21 protein-coding genes are annotated in these 16,266 nt (G+C 40.3%); 9 read left to right on the top strand and 12 right to left on the bottom strand.

Annotated features, from left to right (window positions below; translation table 11 throughout):
* Positions 1–20: 20 nt before the first annotated feature.
* The 3 genes from cyaB to TERMP_RS01620 are packed head-to-tail and all read right to left on the bottom strand — an operon-like array spanning position 21 to position 1,561.
* Positions 21–542: a class IV adenylate cyclase gene (gene cyaB, locus TERMP_RS01630; protein ID WP_013466597.1), complete on the bottom strand. Its 522-nt coding sequence runs from the start codon at positions 540–542 to the stop codon at positions 21–23.
* Positions 543–1,031 (bottom strand): Lrp/AsnC family transcriptional regulator, encoded by a 489-nt coding sequence (locus tag TERMP_RS01625; protein WP_193385910.1) that lies wholly within the window; start codon positions 1,029–1,031, stop codon positions 543–545. It lies immediately after the preceding gene.
* Positions 1,028–1,561, bottom strand: a complete 534-nt coding sequence (locus TERMP_RS01620; RefSeq protein ID WP_013466595.1) for a UbiX family flavin prenyltransferase — start codon at positions 1,559–1,561, stop codon at positions 1,028–1,030. The genes TERMP_RS01625 and TERMP_RS01620 overlap by 4 nt, the downstream gene beginning before the upstream one ends.
* A 159-nt stretch (positions 1,562–1,720) precedes the next feature.
* Between TERMP_RS01620 and TERMP_RS01615 the strand changes: the two genes are divergently transcribed.
* The gene (locus TERMP_RS01615) at positions 1,721–2,527 is read left to right on the top strand and encodes a DNA integrity scanning protein DisA nucleotide-binding domain protein (protein ID WP_013466594.1); all 807 of its coding nucleotides are present in this window, start codon (positions 1,721–1,723) and stop codon (positions 2,525–2,527) included.
* Between the two features lie 20 nt (positions 2,528–2,547).
* On the opposite strand, the gene TERMP_RS01610 is transcribed toward TERMP_RS01615, so the two are convergent.
* Genes TERMP_RS01610 through TERMP_RS01595 form a run of 4 tightly spaced genes read right to left on the bottom strand, consistent with a single transcriptional unit; the run spans position 2,548 to position 6,344 of the window.
* Positions 2,548–3,789 (bottom strand): sugar phosphate nucleotidyltransferase, encoded by a 1,242-nt coding sequence (locus TERMP_RS01610; protein ID WP_013466593.1) that lies wholly within the window; start codon positions 3,787–3,789, stop codon positions 2,548–2,550.
* A gap of 48 nt (positions 3,790–3,837) precedes the next feature.
* A complete protein-coding gene (locus TERMP_RS01605; protein WP_013466592.1) occupies positions 3,838–4,110 on the bottom strand; it encodes a MarR family transcriptional regulator in 273 nt (90 codons plus the stop codon).
* 6 nt (positions 4,111–4,116) lie between these two features.
* Positions 4,117–6,114 (bottom strand): ferrous iron transport protein B, encoded by a 1,998-nt coding sequence (feoB, locus tag TERMP_RS01600; protein ID WP_013466591.1) that lies wholly within the window; start codon positions 6,112–6,114, stop codon positions 4,117–4,119.
* Positions 6,111–6,344 (bottom strand): FeoA family protein, encoded by a 234-nt coding sequence (locus TERMP_RS01595; RefSeq protein WP_013466590.1) that lies wholly within the window; start codon positions 6,342–6,344, stop codon positions 6,111–6,113. Before TERMP_RS01595 ends, feoB begins: the two co-directional genes overlap by 4 nt.
* A 272-nt stretch (positions 6,345–6,616) precedes the next feature.
* On the opposite strand from TERMP_RS01595, the gene TERMP_RS01585 reads away from it, so the two are divergent.
* The 3 genes from TERMP_RS01585 to TERMP_RS01575 are packed head-to-tail and all read left to right on the top strand — an operon-like array spanning position 6,617 to position 8,789.
* On the top strand, positions 6,617–6,985 hold the full coding sequence (locus tag TERMP_RS01585) for a DUF4870 domain-containing protein (protein WP_013466589.1): 369 nt from the start codon (positions 6,617–6,619) through the stop codon (positions 6,983–6,985).
* Between the two features lie 36 nt (positions 6,986–7,021).
* Positions 7,022–7,831 (top strand): 7-cyano-7-deazaguanine synthase, encoded by an 810-nt coding sequence (locus TERMP_RS01580; RefSeq protein WP_013466588.1) that lies wholly within the window; start codon positions 7,022–7,024, stop codon positions 7,829–7,831.
* The gene (locus TERMP_RS01575) at positions 7,803–8,789 is read left to right on the top strand and encodes an AIR synthase family protein (RefSeq protein WP_013466587.1); all 987 of its coding nucleotides are present in this window, start codon (positions 7,803–7,805) and stop codon (positions 8,787–8,789) included. Before TERMP_RS01580 ends, TERMP_RS01575 begins: the two co-directional genes overlap by 29 nt.
* Here the strand turns inward: TERMP_RS01575 and TERMP_RS01570 are convergent, their stop codons facing one another.
* Positions 8,790–9,860, bottom strand: coding sequence for an mRNA surveillance protein pelota (locus TERMP_RS01570; protein ID WP_013466586.1), 1,071 nt, complete (start codon positions 9,858–9,860; stop codon positions 8,790–8,792).
* Positions 9,861–9,948: 88 nt separating this feature from the next.
* Between TERMP_RS01570 and TERMP_RS01565 the strand changes: the two genes are divergently transcribed.
* Together TERMP_RS01565 and TERMP_RS01560 are read left to right on the top strand one after the other, a co-directional pair.
* Entirely contained in the window at positions 9,949–10,170 is a 222-nt protein-coding gene (locus tag TERMP_RS01565; RefSeq protein WP_013466585.1) for an antitoxin VapB family protein, read from the top strand.
* On the top strand, positions 10,143–10,517 hold the full coding sequence (locus tag TERMP_RS01560; protein ID WP_013466584.1) for a type II toxin-antitoxin system VapC family toxin: 375 nt from the start codon (positions 10,143–10,145) through the stop codon (positions 10,515–10,517). Before TERMP_RS01565 ends, TERMP_RS01560 begins: the two co-directional genes overlap by 28 nt.
* On the opposite strand, the gene pepQ is transcribed toward TERMP_RS01560, so the two are convergent.
* On the bottom strand, positions 10,514–11,557 hold the full coding sequence (gene pepQ, locus TERMP_RS01555) for a Xaa-Pro dipeptidase PepQ (RefSeq protein WP_373419382.1): 1,044 nt from the start codon (positions 11,555–11,557) through the stop codon (positions 10,514–10,516). The two genes, TERMP_RS01560 and pepQ, sit on opposite strands and share 4 nt — an antisense overlap.
* 107 nt (positions 11,558–11,664) lie before the next feature.
* Between pepQ and TERMP_RS01550 the strand changes: the two genes are divergently transcribed.
* Genes TERMP_RS01550 through TERMP_RS01540 form a run of 3 tightly spaced genes read left to right on the top strand, consistent with a single transcriptional unit; the run spans position 11,665 to position 14,246 of the window.
* Positions 11,665–11,922 carry a 50S ribosomal protein L35ae gene (locus TERMP_RS01550; RefSeq protein ID WP_013466582.1) on the top strand — a complete coding sequence of 86 codons (258 nt, stop codon included), beginning with the start codon at positions 11,665–11,667 and terminating at the stop codon, positions 11,920–11,922.
* Positions 11,923–11,970: 48 nt separating this feature from the next.
* Positions 11,971–13,110 (top strand): tRNA (guanine(10)-N(2))-dimethyltransferase, encoded by a 1,140-nt coding sequence (locus TERMP_RS01545; protein WP_013466581.1) that lies wholly within the window; start codon positions 11,971–11,973, stop codon positions 13,108–13,110.
* A 41-nt stretch (positions 13,111–13,151) separates the two neighbouring features.
* Positions 13,152–14,246, top strand: coding sequence for a VIT1/CCC1 transporter family protein (locus TERMP_RS01540; protein WP_013466580.1), 1,095 nt, complete (start codon positions 13,152–13,154; stop codon positions 14,244–14,246).
* Here the strand turns inward: TERMP_RS01540 and TERMP_RS01535 are convergent.
* Genes TERMP_RS01535 through TERMP_RS01525 form a run of 3 tightly spaced genes read right to left on the bottom strand, consistent with a single transcriptional unit; the run spans position 14,243 to position 16,266 of the window.
* Positions 14,243–14,644, bottom strand: coding sequence for a type II toxin-antitoxin system VapC family toxin (locus TERMP_RS01535; protein ID WP_048159709.1), 402 nt, complete (start codon positions 14,642–14,644; stop codon positions 14,243–14,245). The genes TERMP_RS01540 and TERMP_RS01535 overlap by 4 nt on opposite strands.
* Positions 14,631–14,855, bottom strand: coding sequence for a type II toxin-antitoxin system VapB family antitoxin (gene vapB, locus TERMP_RS01530; RefSeq protein WP_013466578.1), 225 nt, complete (start codon positions 14,853–14,855; stop codon positions 14,631–14,633). Before vapB ends, TERMP_RS01535 begins: the two co-directional genes overlap by 14 nt.
* Before the next feature lie 46 nt (positions 14,856–14,901).
* Complete coding sequence (locus TERMP_RS01525; RefSeq protein ID WP_013466577.1) at positions 14,902–16,266, bottom strand: MATE family efflux transporter; 1,365 nt, start codon at positions 16,264–16,266, stop codon at positions 14,902–14,904.

The raw sequence follows: 16,266 nt of genomic DNA, 5'->3' as shown, positions 1-16,266 counted from the left end.
TAATGAAATAGTGGGATATTTTACTCTTTCCGTACATGTTTGAGAGGTTCTTTAAGCATTTCCTGGTATAATCTTGGTTCTACGTCTTCTTCTCTCAGCCCCAGCATGTGTGCAACTTCCCAAATTCTCCTTTTTGCCTCTTGGACATCCTCGGCTATAACCTCAATATCTAAGAAATCCCCCAGCCCCTCAACCTTATTAAGCTCAAAGGTAATATCTCCAAGCTTGTACACGAATCTATGCTTCCTAACCCAAACATCTTCTGTAAATCCCAAACGCTTTAAAATAACTCTCATCTTTTCAAAATCTCCAACTTTAACTTCAATTTCGTCAAATTCTTCGTTCCTTTCATCTTTAATCTGCTTATATCCAAGGATGACCTCGTCCAGATTAACGATTTTCCTAATCCTCAAAAGCTGTTTTGATGGGAGGGCGAAATATAAATCCTCTTGGATCTCTTCTCCTACAAATTTAGCCCCCAAATCCTCGATTTTTCTTCTGATGTTCTCGAAATTAACCCTAAATTTTACCTCAATTTCCATTCAAATCCCCGCAAGGAATCCAATAATTTCCCCACCTTTCTTGAACGTTCTAACTGGGAACACCAGTACCTCCTTCAGAGTCGGTATGGTTTTTATATTGTCTTCTATGAACTTCTCGAGCTTTTCTTGAGTCTCATCTCCAACCAAGGCAATTATTTTGTCTTCTTCGCTTTTAGCGACCATGAGAACATTTGGTAGCATTGCAAGGGTCTTTGTTATGTATTCAAGATATCTTTCAAGGAAATCCTCAATGACAGGTTTTTCAACCCTTAAAATCAGGAAGGCAATATGTTTGGGCCTAAGAGTTTCTCCAAGGATAATTGTATATCTTCCTATTATGCCCCTTTCCTGAAGCTTCTTGATTCTGAAGTGTATAGTGGATTCTGGCTTGTTTAGCTTTTCACTGATTTCAGAGATAGTCAACCTGGCATCCTCTTTAAGCAGTTTCAATATTGCCCTATCCAGATCATCTAACTGTAACACTTTTATTCACCCCACCTCTTGTATAAATCATAGGGGATACCTAAAATGTCTAAGATTTTACCAATTATAAAGTTTATCATATCGTCTAATTTTTTAGGATTATGGTAAAATCCTGGAGATGCTGGCATAACTATGGCACCAGCTTGTGTAACTTTCAACATATTTTGAATATGGATCAAGTTCAATGGAGTTTCCCTAACAAGCAGGATCAGCTTTCTCCTCTCTTTCAATGCAACATCAGCAACTCTCGTTATCAAATTGTCAGCATAACCATTTGCCACAGCACTTAGGGTCTTCATAGAACATGGAGCAATTACAACTGCATCAAATCTGTATGAACCGGAGGCAATTGGTGCAAACAGCTCGTCTTCCCTATAATCCGGCTCAAAATTGATACCAACCTCATGACGAATTACCGCCAGCCCTGTTTCTGACGCAACTGTAATAACATCATGCCCCAGTTTTCTCAAAACTTCCACAAGCCGGAGCCCGTAAATTACGCCACTTGCTCCCGTTATTCCCACCACAATCCTCATACTCCCACCACTGAAGACCGCATTTTTATGATTTTTAACTATTAACACCCCTTAATTTGTAGGTTATCCAAAGTATTAAACGTTTTTCATTATTAAAATCAGGATTTAACGAACAACATTTATAAATATCAAACAGTAATACTATAGGACGGTGTAAAAATGAAGAAGAATGGATACACCAAAATTCTTCTCAATAAAGCCTTAGAGATAATTAAAGAAATTGATGCCAAAGCACTGGTACTGATAACCCCCTCATTTGAAGGGGAAATACCTGAAGTTGAAGTCCCAATTATACTTGTTGGCAAGGACTTTGACATCTCCGATGAAAGGGTTAAAAAGATTCCCCTACCGCTATCTTTAGGGATAAAGAACGTGGTAAATCTCATTTCCGCATTTCTTGTTGAGAACAACATCATATCCAATGGAGAAACATTCCTCTACATCACTCCAAATACGCTCGGGATAAGAACTGTGAAAAGAAACATAGCAACTACAAAGGGTTTCTTTGAGGAAGCCCAAACCGTGCTTCAAAGGCTACTTGAAATAGCAGTAGAATTAAGCTTAGAGGGAAAGGAAGGATATCCTGTTGGAACAATATTTGTGGTCGGAGACACAAAAAATGTTCTAAAATATTCACATCAGATAGTCCCAAACCCCTTCAGGGGGCATAAGCTGAATGTGCTGGATAAAAACATTAAGGGTGTTATAAAAGAATTTGCAACCCTTGACGGGGCATTTATAATCAGCAACACTGGAAGGATTGTGGCAGCAGGCAGATATCTTGATGTTGACCCAAAAAAGCTTGATGTCCACTTACCTCCGGGTCTGGGGAGCAGGCATCTTGCAGCCGCAGCTATCTCAAAGAAAACAAAAGCAACAGCAATAACACTCTCGGAAAGTGGAGTAATTAGGGTATTTAAAAATGGCGAGATAATCCTCGAGTATAATCCCAGAATGAGATATTAAAAATAGAAAACATGGAATACTCAGAACAGCCACTGGTTTTCAATACATTCATCACATGGTGGCTTTTCTCCAGCTATTGCTCTGAACTTCTTGTATATACACTCCGGCAGACCGAGAGGACACCTGTCTGGGGTGAGCTCTGGTCTCACTTTCGTTGGATCGAGTTTTATCCTGATGTATGCTTCGTACTCTTCAACTTTCTTCCAGGGGAGGATCTTCGCTCCATAAATAACCAAATTGTCGTAAACCTTTGCATAATCCCCAACAACTGCACCCTCTTTGAGGATGACATTCTTCCCTATTACTACTCCTTCTCCAAGAATTGAGTCCTTAATTTCGCTCTTCTCTTTTATTATGTCGCTCCCGATAAGGATTGATCTCTTTAAGTAAGCTTTATCCTCAATTATTGTGTTTGGTCCAATGTATGTGTATGCTTTGATCTTCACCCCATGTCCTACTTTTGCTCCACTGTCAATATATACAGGCCCTTGAATCTCAACGTCCTCCGGAACTTCTGCGTCCTCTTTTATCGTAAAGTATCCATCTTCCCTCGCAATTTCGTCAAGAGCTATTTGATGCGCATAGAACAAATCCTCCGGAGATCCGAGGTCAACCCAGTAGTTTTCCTTTGGCATTTTATGACCATAAACTAAGCCTTGACTGACAAATTTTGGAAGGATTTCCCTCTCAAAGTAAACTTCCTTTCCCCGCGGTATCTCCTTCAGAATTTCCTTATCAACCACATAGATTCCAGCATCAACTAAGTTAGTTTTTGGTCTCTTTGGTTTTTCTTCAAATTCCACAACTTTTCCTTCTTCATCAGTTATTACAACACCGTATTTTTCTGGGTCATAGACCTTGGTTAAAGCTACTGTTATAAGACCATCGTTTTTCTTATGAGATTCAATGAGTTCTGCAAAGTTGAAGTTCGTGAAGACATCCCCATAAATTACTAAGAACTCATCACTGACATACTCTTCAACATTCTTTAATGCTCCTCCTGTTTCAAGAGGCATCGGATCATTCACGAACCTTATGTCTTTGGGATAATCACTCATCTTCTCTTCTATAAACTCCCTGATCTCTCCCCTCATATAGTGAACCGACAGGATTATTTCGTCAATCTCCTTTATCTTTTCCAAGTTTTCTAAGAGATACTGAAGATTAGGTTTTCCAAGAACGGGAACCATTGGCTTTGGTCTTGTTGATGAAATTGGCCTCAGTCTTGTTCCAAATCCTCCAGCAAGAATAACAGCTTTCATTAACACCACCGATAATAATTAAGATCGAACGCTTATATATTTTGCTGCTTAAGGTGTTTTTGAAGAATTGGATGAATTTTTCTCGGATATCTGGTAAATCTGTCCCTTAAAGTGAATGCATGACCCAGAGCATATCTTCTTCATTGGACACCTACTACAGACAGAACTTCCAAACTCAACTTTTTCGATATATCCTAAGCTTTCCAGTATTTTTATTATCCCGCTAACTTCTTCAACATTTATACCCATAACCCTTGCTATTTCTTTGGGATTTGTATACCCACCTTTGATAAGCTCAAGAACCTCTTCAATGTTTACCACAATCTTTCACCCCATGATAAATAATCCCAGATGATACACAAGAATCCCAATCACGGTTGCTAATATAAGATTGTAGAGCGAAGCAACTAAAGCCCACTTCGTCCCCCCTTCAGCTCTTATTGCAGCAATTGTAGCGATGCAGGGAAGGTAAAGGGTTGTTACAAGAGATAAAACAAACGCCTGCAGTGGTGTCATTGCTTGCCTCATTAAGACCCCCAATGCTTCTTCATTCCCCCCAATTCCATATATAACACCATATGTAGCGATAACATTTTCTTTTGCTATTATCCCAAAAATTAAGCTTACAGCAGCCTTCCAGTCAAGACCCATTAGTTTGGTCACGGGTTCTAATGCCCGCCCAATGATTTCGGCATAGCTTAAACCAGTACCAACAGGCTGTGGATAATTGCTCAGATACCATATTGCAACTGCCCCAGCAAGAATCACAGTTCCTGCCTTTTTCAAAAATTCCTTACTTCTCTCCCACGAGTGAATCACCACACTCTTCCATGAGGGGATTAGATAGTCAGGAAGCTCAATTATGAATGGGCTTTCTTCCCCCTTAATTACGAATCTACTCAGTATAAGGGCTGAAATCAATGCTAATCCAAGAGAAATAGCATAAATGCTGATGGCAACCAAGGCTTTATGCCTCTCAAAGAAGACTCCAGCAAGGAAAGTTATAACCACCATTCTTGCACTGCACGGCACAAGAGGGTTTATGATCATTGTTAGAATTCTATCTCTCTCATCATCTAATGCCCGAGTTGCCATAACTGCAGGCACATTACATCCAAATGCCAAAATCATTGGGATAAAGCTCTTCCCTGGCAAATTAAACTTCCTCATTATTCTCTCCATGACAACAGCCGCTCTTGCCATGTACCCGGAATCTTCAAGGAGGGACATTGCAACAAAGAGCAGGAACACCAGAGGAAAGAAGCTCAAAACTGAGCCAACACCACCAATTATCCCATCAACAATCAAGCCTCTTAGAGTGTCATTAACTATATATCTCCCAATGTTATCTCCCAATACTCCAAAAAATGAGTCCAAGCTTTCCTGAAGTGGTGTTCCAACTGTAAAGACAAACTTAAAGAGAAGATAAAAGATTGCAAGAAGGGATATCATGCCATAAACCGGGTGCGTCAGAATTCTGTCAAGCTGGTCGGTTAACATTTCTTTTTGCTCAGCAAAGTGAGTAACAAACTGATGGATTAAGTTATCGATGAACTCATATTTCTGATTAGCAATAATAATATCAAGAGATTTTTTATAATGCCCCTCCAGCTCTCCTATATGGTGCAGAATTTCATCCATCTTTTCATGTCCAAGATGTGAAAGAACCAGTTTTATGACCTCTTCATCTCTCGTCAAAAGTTTTATAGCCAACCATCTAAGGTTGTATCTTTCAGCTAAAGCTGTTTCTTTTAGTATCTCACTTATATGGGAAATTTCTCTCTCGATGATATCATCATAAACAGGAACAACAGGATTAACGGTAATTTTACCATCAGCTACAGCCACTATTTTTTTCTTAAGCTCCTCAATTCCAGTTCCATCCTTTGCATTTGTTGGAACTACAGGGATACCAAGAACTTTTTCCATTTTTTTAAAATCAAACTTGATACCTTTTTTCTCAGCCAAATCAATCTTATTAAGTGCGATTACAACGTTTTTAACCCCCATTTCAAGAATTTCCATGGTCAAAAATAAATTTCTCATAAGACATGAGGAATCTACAACATCGACTATAACATCGGCATTTCCTTCAAGAATAAAATTTCTCGCTATGAGTTCATCAACAGAATGAGCCGTCAATGAGTACGTTCCAGGGAGATCAACAACCAAAAACTCTCTACCTTTATACTTCATTATTCCCTCCTTTTTCTCTACTGTAACCCCAGGCCAGTTGCCAACATGCTGTCTCAGTCCTGTTAAGGCATTGAATAGTGTGGTTTTACCAACGTTTGGATTACCAGCGAGGGCAATAACTTTTTTCATTGAAGTTCCCTCCGGACGATTATTTTATCCGCTATTCCCCTGCCAATGGCTATTCGTGAAGAACCGACAGCTATGATTATTGGTCCGGGGGGCGAAGATTTGAGCACACGAATTCTGGTTCCGGGAGTAATTCCCATTCCGATTAACTTCTGTCTCGCCCCAATACCCCCATGGATGTCAACAACGACTCCCTCCTCCCCTTCTTTCATCTGAGTTAAATGCACATACATGATCATCACCATTAGGACAACCTAATTCAATCATAATTTGGTATATAGGAGACCTTAAAAAGTTTTGGTGAGCCTAACAAAACATTGGGTTCGAGATTTAAAACAAAGCAAGATGCTTTCCAATTCAATAAGGTTCGAATATTTTTTGAAAATTATAAAGCAATTTATGCAAAAGTATCAACTATCATGAAATCATTTTCAACAGTTTTAGAAAAGTATTTAACCAAGAAAGTTAAAAATAAGTTGATATACTGCTATGTGAGGTGTTGAGAGTGGAGGAATATGGAAGTGGAGAAGTAGAAAAAAGCAAAACGTCTTTAGGACTTGAAGAAAACATTGAAGCGGCACTGGCTTATGTCCTTGGATTCCTGACAGGTATAATTTTCCTTCTCTTGGAGAAAGAAAGTGATTTTGTCAGATTCCATGCCATGCAGTCAACGATCACATTCTTAGGAATATTCATAATTCAGAGAATCCTCATGTTTATACCATTTTTGGGAGCAATTTTAGGCATGCTTTTGGGTTTAATTGGCCTTATCCTGTGGATACTTGGAATAGTTAAAGCATACCAAGGGGAGTACTATAAATTCCCAATTGTGGGAGACATTGCAGAGAATCAAGTAAGAAAGATGAGCTCGTGAAATTAAATTTTTAAACTTTTTATTTTTATTTTCATCATGCTCGCAGAAATTATAAAGGAGACAAAACAGTTTGCAGAAAACACTGGGCTTCATAAAAAGAAAATACTCCTCATGTTTTCTGGAGGAAAAGACAGCAGTTTAGCCCTATATATTATGAAAAAAGCTGGTTTAGATGTTTCTGCCATAACCTTCTTCCACAAATGGAGCTGGAGGGAAACACTGCTGTGGGGAATGAGGTTTACTGAAAAACTTAGAGTCGAGCATTATCTTATTGATATAACAGAAGGACTTCTTAAGAATTCAATTGGAAAGAAGGGCCCAATATGTATTCACTGCAAAAAAGTCATGATGAGAAATGCCTATTGGTTTGCAAAAATTAACGGCTTTAAAGTTTTAGCAAAAGGTGACAATGCAAATGATAAGATAATTGGAGCCCTGCTCGATCAGTGGAAAGGAGACATAAGGTTGAGTGAGATACCAAGGATCGGGATTCCAGTATTCAGACCTCTGATTAAGTACACTGCTGAAGAAGTTGAAAAGCTTGCAAAAGAAGCGGGTATAAAACCTTACAGGATGTATGAATATGGAAGAAGAAGGCAGTGGAGAGAGGGATGTCCTTTGCAGTATATTGACAAATTTGAAATCATTAAGCAGGAGTATTTCAATTTGGCTTATGAGGTAAACTACGAGATAAGCAAGCTTGCGAGAAAATATAAAGTCCGGATGAGCGTGAGAGTGCCAAGTTTAAAACTGATGTGTCATGGATGTAATGAAAAAATCCTAAGAGAAGCAGATGAAATCATTAGGAGGTTCAAAAATGCTGCCGCTTGGAAAAATAAGAAGTGAGGTTCTAAATGAAATTATCCTGGATAACCTTAATATTAAGGATCCGAAAGTTTTTATCGGTCCGAGAGAAGGCTTTGATGCTGCAGTTCTTGAGTATAGCAATGAAAACTATCTCGTCATAGCAACTGATCCAGTTTTAGGCGTTCCAATGGAGCATTTTGGATTCTTCACGTATCATTTCGCAGCAAGCGATGTTGCAGTTTTTGGTGCTAAGCCGAGATGGCTGGTTATTGACCTATTGTTATCCCCAGGTTCCACTAAAGAAGAGCTCGCTCAAATAATGGGGGAACTCAATGAAGAGTGTAGAGAATACGGAACAGCTGTAATCGGGGGACATACAGGAGTTTACACCACGATTAAAGAAACAACTGCCACCACAACGGCACTTGGATTGGTGAAGAAAGAAGACCTGAGACTACCGTTAGCAAAACCCGGAGACGATATAATAATAACGAAGGGCATTGGGATAGAGTTTGCCGTTGGAGCGGCTTACTTCAAGAAAGAGGAGCTTAAAAAATTTTTAACTCCAGCCGAAATAGACAAGCTCAGAGAAATGTACAAGCTTGAAACCGTCGTCCCTGATGCCCTCGCTGTGAGAAAGCTCGTGAGAGGTATGCATGATGCAACTGAGGGAGGCTTAACAGCCCTTCATGAAATTGCCGACAATTCAAATGTTGGTTTTAGGGTTTATTATGACAAAATTTACATCCCTCCTCTCGTCAAAAAAGTTCTTGAAGCTTTTGATGTGAATCCTCTAACTGTCTCATCAACCGGAACGCTGGTGATAATTTCTCCCAGAAGGAATTCCTCAAGAATAATTGAGGAGCTATCCAAGAATGGAATTAAAGCTTTCATCATTGGTGAGTTTACAGAAGAAAAAGACAGGGTTTTAGTGAAGAACAGCGAAGAGGAGGAGTTCCCAAGATTTGAAAGCGATGCCTATGCCGAGATTTACTAATCACTTAACCTTATACCTCAGCAGTGCGGCAATTCCTCCCAAAGCTTTCAGCTTTTCACCTCCCTCATGTTCCGAGCTGACAATTACTATCTCCCCCCTCATCTGCCTGACGAACTCCATGAGCTGCTCAATCTTTTCTCTCATCTCTCCCTTCAAAAGCTCATCCAAAACGAGCAAAGTCTCAATTGCTCCATAATTCGCTGCTTCTTCGACCTCTTTTATACCATAAGCCACCAATCCATTCTTTGCAATCTCCTCTATGACCTTCTCCACGAGCTGAATTTCCTTTGCGACTCTGTTTTCATGGTAAACTTTGTCAACGGTTCCTCTCCTAATGACCTCATAAATCCCGGTTCTCCCTGTAACACTCGTGTCCTCAATTACAACACGCTTTGCCAAATCGGGATAATTCTCCTGGAGGAACCTGTAAAAGTTCTCCTTCACAAAGCCGGGACCAGCGACAATAGCTTTATCCACCTTTTCTCTCTCCATAATTTCAGCAATTGTCTTTGCTAAATCGTGGAAGAACTTCATTTCCTCAGCTTCCCTATTTGTGCCGTATCTCTTCCCCCCAAGGTTGTGTCTTATGTTGGCAATTATATCAACGCCGTATTCTCTCACGAGAGCAATATCGGCCTCACCATCATCCACAACAACAATCATAATTCTTGCTCTCTGAGAAGCTTCAACAGCTTGCTTTAATCTTTCCAAGTGGTGAGCCTTCCATTTGGGCTTTTGAATTGTAATAATGCTGTTCTCTTCAACTGCTATTGTGTGATACTTACCAAGGGGAACTTCCTCTCTTGAGGCATACACTATCGGACCAGTAATCCTCAACGCATTTGCAAACTTGTGGAAGTTGATTTTTTCAGCCCTAATACCCAAAAACACTGGAATCGCCTGAACCTTTTCTGGTCTAAGGGAATCACTTCTCTGACTCTGCTTTCTGAGGGTCTTTGCATAAACTACATCTCCTTCCTCAATGATGTGATAGAGATGCCAGAGGTCATCGAGAGTTTCGGCTTTAACTTTAATTTTGCCCTCCTTGGGATTCTGGTCAAGTATTTTCATTCTCTCACCTCCCCTATGTTCTCGGGAGGAAAGGTTTTAAATATCTCGATAGTACATGTATTCGTGCATGCATGCACAGGTGATTAAAATGGGAAAAACAATAACCATATCAGATGATGTTTATTGGGAGCTTGTGAGGATTAAGGGAAAAAAGAGCTTCTCAGAAGTTATCAGAGAACTTATAAAGAAAGAAGGAAATCTCAACATCCTGCTAATAGGATTTGGAACAAGAAGTAAGGAAGAGGCCGAAAAGCTTGAGAAGGAATTAAAGGAGGCACAAAAATGGATGCAATCCTTGATACAAGTGTGATAATTGAGGTTTTTAAAGGAAATTCAAAAGTCGTCAAGTCTTTACCTTCTGAATGGGTTTACGGTCTCTCTGCAATCACGGTTTTTGAGCTTTACTGTGGAACTCTGAAGGAAAAGGAAGAGCTTATGATTGAAAAGTTACCAAAACTGCACTTTGACGAAAAAAGTGCAAAGATTGCCGGAGAAATCTACAGAGACTTAAAGAAAAAAGGCAATCTACCGCCCGCTAAAGATTTATTGATAGCTGCCAATGCAATAGCTCACGATAAAATGCTTATTACCTGTGATAAGGACTTTGAACTGTTCACTGAATATGGCTTAAAAGTTAGGATAATAAAAAGGGATTAAATTAGCTCTCTCTCCATCTTTGTGAGCCTCTCTGCCCCATCCTTCGTTATAACAACTGTATCCTCAATTCTGACGCCACCAAGCTTTGGAATGTAAATTCCCGGTTCAATTGTTACAACCATTCCTTCCTTGAGAACACTCTCATCGTACTGACTTATCCTCGGAGGCTCATGAATTTCCAAGCCAACTCCGTGACCAAGGCTGTGGATAAAGTAATCCCCATAGCCGTATTCCGCTATGATGTTCCTTGCTATGCTGTCGAGTTCCTTCGCAGTCATTCCTGGCTTAGCTTTTTCAACAGCTGTCTTTTGAGCCTCAAGAACTACCTCATAAATCTCTTTCTGCTTCTCATTGGGCTTTCCAACAACTATGGTTCTGGTGATGTCAGAGTTGTAGTGCCTGTAAAGTGCCCCTAAATCTATGACAACCAAATCTCCTCTCTCAATTCTCTTATCGCTTGCAACCCCATGAGGGAGAGCTGCCCTGTGACCGCTGGCGATGATTGTATCAAAGGCTGGCTTTTCAGCACCGTTCATCTTCATAACATACTCAACCTTCGCTGCTATTTCCCTTTCTCTCTTCCCCTCGCTGATTTCTTCAATAGCTGCCATAACAGCCATGTCAGCTAATTCACACGCGCTTTTGATTATCTCGATTTCTTCTTTGGTTTTTACAATTCTAAGGTCCTTTATAACATCATCAACGTTCCTGAACTCCTTTATCTCAGCTTTTTCTTTAAGTGCATTCATGAAGGAAAAGCTTGTTGAACCTTCAATTCCCAAAATACTGTAAGGTTTGAGCTTTTCATAAAGTTCTGGCAGTCTCTTGAACTTTTCAACGGGTAGTTCGGTCTCTTCCTTTGTTGCTTCATATTCAAGTTCGGGAACATAAATTATAGCCTCATCGGGAGTAACAACCAAATACCCCCCAGCTAACGGAGAAGCTCCAGAAAAGTAGAACAAGTTTTCACGTTTAGAGATAAGCGCTGCATCAATTGAGTTCTCGTTTATAAACTTTTGAAGCTTCTTTATTCTTTCCATTTTCATGATCACCACCAAAGCTGAATAGCTAAGAGAGAATAAAACCCTTTCCATCAATCATCAATAAATTTAAAAGCTCTCTTCAATAGGCATTAACGGTGAGGGCGATGAAGGGGATAGTGTTAAGCTACATGAGGAGTAAGGAGAATCAGCACAACCACCACATGATTATCAAGCCTCTCGGAATTGAGAGCAGAGAAGAGGCAGCAAAGCTCATAGGAAAGAAAGTCATTTGGAAGAGCCCGAGCGGAAAAATAATTGCCGGCAAAATTGTCAAGCCACATGGAGTTAGGGGCGAGGTTAAGGTAAGGTTCGAAAAAGGCTTACCCGGACAAGCTCTTGGTGATTACGTCCAAATTCTCTGATTTCTTTTCTTCTTAGCCTAAGCTTTTTGTAAATAGATTGGTGGTACCATGGAGCTAATAGAAATAAGTGAAGGAAAAGCAAGGGTTCTTGTCCCAAAAGCTGAGCGTATTTATGATGCTCCAGTCTTTTACAACCCTGTAATGGCTCTGAATAGGGATTTAAGCGTCCTTCTCCTCAAGGTTGTTAAACCAAAGAAAGTTTTAGATGCTCTAAGTGCTACAGGGATTAGGGGGATCAGGTATGCCTTAGAGACTCCAGCAGCTGAAGTTTGGATGAATGACATAAATCCAGATGCCTTTGAGCTGATAATCAAAAATCTGGCACTCAACTTCCCTGGTAAAATTGAGATACATGAGAAGAGAGCATTTTTAAAAGGAAGCAAGGTTTTAGTCGCAACAAACTTAGATGCCAACAGATTGATGAATGACCAGTTTAGATACTTTGACTTCATTGATCTTGATCCATTCGGCTCACCAATGGAGTTTTTAGACTCTGCTTTGAGAAGTGTAAAGCGGAAAGGAGTTTTAGCCATAACCGCAACAGATACCGCTCCCCTCTGCGGAGCTCATCCAAAGGCATGTCTAAGAAAATACAACGCAGTGCCAATAAGAGGCGAGCTCTGCCATGAAGCGGGGCTGAGGATTTTAATAGGAACCGTTGCAAGATATGTTGCAAAGTATGACATGGGCTTTGAAGTTCTTTTTGCGTACTACAAAGACCACTACTTCAGGGCATTCTTAAGGTTCAAAGATGGAGCGAAGAAAGGGGATGAGACTTTAGAAAAGCTCGGGTATCTGTATTTTAATGAAAAGAATGGAAAATTCGAGATTGAGAGGAGCTTTCTGCCAAGCAAAGCTAAAGCTTATGGACCTTTGTGGCTTGGGGAGCTCAAGAATCAAGAAATTGTTGAAGAGATTCATAAGCTAGCAGAGAGAGAGGAGATTGCAGAGAAAAAGAAAGTGCTGAAGTTTTTAGGAATCATCAAAGAGGAGCTTGATGTTCCATTTTTCTATGATACCCATGCATTAGCAAGGAGAAACAACCTTGAAGCAAGAAAAGTTTCCAAAATCATTGAAATTCTTAAAGAAGAGGGCTACAAAGCAACGAGAACTCACTTCTCACCAACCGCTCTAAAGACAGATGCTCCTTTTGAAAAAGTGCTTGAGACTTTAAAGTCATTACAGTAACTTTAATTAACTCTTTTGTTCAGCTTTTTAGGGGATGGAAGATGGACGAGATGATAAAGTCGGCACTTCAGTTTTATGAGGATGAATACTCCGATTCAATTCTTTATGCTCAGCTTGCTAAAACTGAAAAAGACGAGAGTTTAAAGAAGGAATTTCTGAGGCTTTCAAACATTGAAGCAAAGCATGCAAAGTTCTGGCACGATTTCTTGACAAGGAGAAATGTCAGAACCCCCAGGATAAAAATCAGCAAGCTGAGCCTTTACAGCATAAGGCTTTTAAGGAAAATTTTAGGGCCTGGAGCTGTTGCTTCACTCCTTGAGATGGGAGAAAACAGCGCAATCCAAAAGTACTTCAAATTCCTCACGACATATCAAGAGAAGCTCAATGATGAAGAGAGGAGAGAATTAAGTGATGTCATCTTGGATGAGCTTGAACACGAGAAGTTCTTTTACGAGAGCAAAAAAAGACTCCATGTCGAAAATATCCGAGATTTAGTTCTCGGCATGAACGATGGATTAGTCGAGATCCTCGGGGCAGTTACTGGATTGTCAGCAGTTTACGTTTACAATCCAAAGCTCGTCGGAATTAGCGGTCTCATAGTTGGAGTTGCTGGAGCACTATCAATGGCGATTGGAACTTTCATATCTGTTCGCTCTCAGAGGCAGGTAAATGAGAGCATCAGACAGAGAATGGAAGTCCTGTTCAGAGTTTCTCCAGATAGAGCAAAAGATGAACTTTTAGACAAGCTCCTTGAGAGCGGTATGCCTGAAAATGTTGCAAAAGAGGTCGCTGAAAAATTATCCTCAAACCACGATGCAATAATTAAGTTACTTATCCAAGAAGAGGATGAAAACGAGATAAGAGCAGCCCTTTATACTGGATGCTTTTACTTGCTTGGCGTAGCGTTCCCAGTTACGCCTTATTTCTTTGCATCATCATCACTGGTTGCACTGCCATTCTCCGTATTGTTAGCGGGAACAGCGCTGGCAGTAGTTGCGACTTTTATATCGGTGCTCTCAGGAATCTCAATAAAGAAGAAAGTTACAGAGATGGTCACTACTGGATTGGGAGCAGCGTTTGTTAGCTACCTCTTTGGTCACTTGATGGAAGCCCTATTCCACGTTTCAACACTCTAAAGGTAGAACACCACAATACCAAGCTTTTCTGCAACTTTTCCCTGTTTTTCATCGCTGGTTGCTAACTTTCCATATTTGAGAGCCTGAGCAATGTAAAGAGAATCATAAACAGTAACATTATTCTCAAGAGCAATTTCTTCCGCCTTAGGCAAGTATTCAATTGGGTCCTCATAGATTATTATGCCTTTAGTTGAGTGAAGATAACCAAGCAATTTCTCTGCCGTTTTGAGAGGGATATCTTGGTAGAGAACACAACGCTTCCAAATTGCATTTGCCCCTTCGATTAATGCCATTTCTAAAGAAACCAGCTGATTCTGACGAAGGAACTTCGAGACGTCACGCCAGCCCTCTTCGCGAAGGAGATATTTGACTAAAGACGAGGTGTCAATTACTATCACGAGCATCCCTCACAAGCTTCACTGCTTGTCCCTTTTTCATGAGAGGAACTTCCTTTTCGAGAAAAGCATCAATCTCATCAAGCAACTTTCTTTTTTCCTGCTCCCGTATTTTCATTTCAATAAACCTCCGTATCTCTTCGCTCCAGTTTATATTAACCTCCTTCATTTTCGCTTTAAGCTCATCAGGAATACGAATGCTGACAACAGCCATAACATCACCGTTTATATAGGCGTCATACATGCTTATAAACATTGTGTCATACTTTTATGTACTTCCACTTCCCCCTTCTAAATACCCACCAGAAAAAGCCAGCGGTTGCAAATGTCTCAAGGCTCATTGCAATCCAAGCAGCAATAACCCCAAGCCCTTCAAAGCGGAATGAACCAATTGCAAAGCCAAATCCCAGAAGATAAGCCGGAAGAATCCTAAAGAGTAATTTGCTAACAGCCGTTATATACATTGGACTCTTCGTATCTCCTGCACCTCTCAAAGCTCCACTGAGAACAAAGAGCCAGCCCAATGGGATTTCGCTTATACCCACAATCATGAGATAGATTGCAGCCAAATGGATAACTTGCCAATAATTGGGATCACTTTTTGTTATAAATGGCATAACGAGGTATTTTGGAAAAGCAATCAAAATCACAGCCATGACGCTCATGAAAGCCGTTACCATTTTCAATGACTCATACACAACCTTCTCAGCTTTTTCTGGATTCCCCTCACCCAAGCTCTGTCCAACCAAAGCTGATGTGGCAACATTAAAGCCAAAAGCTGGCATATAAGCTATGCTCTCTACCCTCAAGCCAACTTGATGAGCAGCCAAAGCTACTGTTCCAAATCTTGTAACGATGCTTATATAGATGAAGTTGTAAACGCTGAAGATAATCCTCTCAATTGTTGCTGGAATTCCAATTCTGAGTATTCTTTTAACCAGTGAAATATCAAATCTAAAGCTGAGCTTAAGCTTCAGAACAAGCCTGTCACTTAAGAATAGGAACATTCCGACAACAAAAGCCGTTGCAATTGAAAGTCCAGAGGCTAATGCAGCACCCTTAACTTCCAACCTTGGAAAGCCAAATTTTCCGAAAATTAAGAGATAATTCAAAACAACATTGAGAACGTTCATTAAGATGCTCAGCTTCATTGGTGTCTTTGTATCACCAGCTCCTCTCAAAGCTGAAAATGCCGCAAAACCCATGAAATTGATGGGATAAAATAGGAAATACATCCTTATGTAATCATAGCCAAGTTTTATTACATCTTCACTGGCTCCCATTATTCTAAGTGCATCATCTCCGAACAAAAATCCAAATGCCATAACTGGTATCCCCACCAGAAAGGCAAGGTAAATTCCCTGTTCCAAGGTCAAATTAGCCATATCATACTCTTTAGCACCCACAAAACGCGCAACTAAAGCCAAAACACCTGTTGAGATTGCAAACATTATAGGCATCATGAACCATGAAAGCTGTGCTCCCAAACCAACGCTTGCGATTGCAAGAGCACCCAGCTGCCCGACCATTATCATGTCAACTAAGTTAACAAGGGTTTGAGATATGTTTGCTAATATCGCCGGCCATGCAAGCTCCCACAATCTTTTTCTTAATTCGCCGTCCAT

The organism is Thermococcus barophilus MP (assembly GCF_000151105.2).
GTDB lineage: Archaea > Methanobacteriota_B > Thermococci > Thermococcales > Thermococcaceae > Thermococcus_B > Thermococcus_B barophilus.
Note: the sequence above shows the minus strand (reverse complement) of the source record. Positions and strands in the feature narration are given on the sequence as shown.